Origin of the sequence: Pararhizobium antarcticum (assembly GCF_001885585.1) — a bacterium.
GTDB classification, from domain to species: Bacteria; Pseudomonadota; Alphaproteobacteria; order Rhizobiales; family Rhizobiaceae; genus Pararhizobium; species Pararhizobium antarcticum.
The window spans coordinates 1-2,012 of the sequence record NZ_LSRP01000039.1 but is presented as its reverse complement, the minus strand read 5'-3'; the positions used below and the strand labels follow the sequence as shown (position 1 = coordinate 2,012).

The 2,012-nt window shown below is 61.7% G+C and carries 2 protein-coding genes; both read left to right on the top strand.

All coding sequences use genetic code 11. From position 1 onward, the window contains the following. The first annotated feature begins 213 nt into the window (after positions 1–213). Positions 214–525 (top strand): DUF736 domain-containing protein, encoded by a 312-nt coding sequence (locus AX760_RS04225; RefSeq protein WP_071831752.1) that lies wholly within the window; start codon positions 214–216, stop codon positions 523–525. Positions 526–660: 135 nt separating this feature from the next. After that, complete coding sequence (locus AX760_RS04220; protein ID WP_071831750.1) at positions 661–1,716, top strand: Fic family protein; 1,056 nt, start codon at positions 661–663, stop codon at positions 1,714–1,716. The last annotated feature ends 296 nt before the right edge of the window (positions 1,717–2,012 follow it).

Sequence of the window (2,012 nt, the reverse complement as noted above, 5' to 3'; positions counted from 1 at the left end):
TCCGCAGATTTCTTACCCCGTCCGGCTGCGCCACCCTCCTCTCCGACTAACAAATCAGCGGCCTGCCGCCCTCCATTGCATTGCGGCCCTATGCCACCCCATTGCCTAAGCGCGGCGGGACCCCGGCGGGTGCGGTCCGATCGTCCCCGGTCTTTGCGACTGCCATCGAGGCCGCAATGGCGCGGCCCGAGAGACAGGACAAGGAACATCACCATGGCGACCATCGGCACCTTCACCACCACTGAAACCGGCTTCACAGGCTCCATCCGCACCCTCGCCCTCAACGTCAAGGCCCGCATCGCCCGCGTCGAAAACCCCTCCGACAAGGGCCCGCAGTTTCGCATCTACGCCGGCGCCGTCGAACTGGGCGCTGCCTGGCAGAAGCGCTCCGAGCAAACTGACCGCGACTACCTCTCGGTCAAACTGGACGACCCGAGCTTCCCGGCTCCGATCTACGCAACCCTCACCGAAGTCGACGGCGAGGATGGCTACCAGCTGATCTGGTCCCGCCAGAACCGAGACTGAGACATCGAGGCTCCGCTTAACCGGCGGAGCCTCCTCCCTTTTGCTTGTCCTCTCATCCTCTTTCGGATGAAAATGGATGGAACAATGGATGCCACTGTGTTATACCGTTTCGGATGGAAACGGATGGGAAAGTGGATGCCAGCTTTCTATCTCTCGACATTACGGATAACGCCCGAGATCCTTTCGCTGATCGCGGAGATCGATGAGTTCAAAGGCGCATGGCGGGCCCTTGGCCGCATTGCGCCCGATCGCCTATCCAGCCTGCGCCGGGTCGCGACGATCGAGAGCATCGGATCGTCGACCCGTATCGAGGGCGCCAGGCTGAGTGACCGTGAGGTCGAGCGGCTACTCGTAAACCTGCGGATCGGCTCTTTCTCCAGCCGCGACGAACAGGAGGTCGCAGGCTATGCCGAGGTGATGGAGACGATCTTCTCGGCTTTCGATGCGATCCCCCTCAATGAAAATCACATTCGTCAGCTTCATCGGGATCTGCTTGCGCACTCCACCAAGGACGAGCGACACCGAGGTGACTGGAAGACACTCGCCAACAATGTCGAGGCATTCGATGAGAACGGTGCAAGTCTTGGCGTCGTTTTCGCAACAGCCACGCCGTTCGATACGCCTGGTCGCATGGCGGAGCTGGTGGCCTGGCGGCAGGCACAGGAGGCAGATGGGACGTTCCACCCTCTGCTGATCGTTGCCGTCTTCGTGGTGGTCTTTCTGGAAATTCATCCTTTCCAGGATGGCAACGGCCGTCTGTCGCGGGCGCTGACCACACTGCTGCTTCTTCGGGCCGGCTATGTCTACGTGCCCTATAGTTCGCTCGAAAGTATTGTCGAGCAGAACAAGGAGGCCTATTACCTCGCGCTTCGCCGCACGCAAGGCACGATCCGCACGGATCGGCAGGACTGGAATCCCTGGGTAGAGTTCTTCCTGCGAAGCCTGCAGCGTCAGAAGCAGCGTCTCGAGCGGAAGATGGAACGCGAACGTATCCTGCTCGGCGACCTTCCGGAGTTGTCGGTCTCCATCCTGGAACTGGCGCGCGAGCGCGGGCGCGTGACCGTGATGGACGCGGCAAAGGCCACGGGCGCAAGCCGCAATACCGTCAAGGATCACCTGCGCGCGTTGACCGAGGAGGGACACCTGTTCCTGCACGGAGCGGGTCGCGGAACATGGTATGGCCTCAGTTGAAACCTGGGCGAGAGGCCGGGCCGGCGTACTGGTATTAAAGCGTTCATCCAACCATGCGAGACCGTCACCGCTATGTCCAATCCCCTGTTTCCGGCGCTCCATTTGCGGGCTCGATGGGGCATGTCTGACCGGAGAGCGGCTGCGCCTCGATCGTTTTCCCGCAACGGCATCCGCAGATTTCTTACCCCGTCCGGCTGCGCCACCCTCCTCTCCGACTAACAAATCAGCGGCCTGCCGCCCTCCATTGCATTGCGGCCCTATGCCACCCCATTGCCTAAGCGCGGCGGGACCCCGGC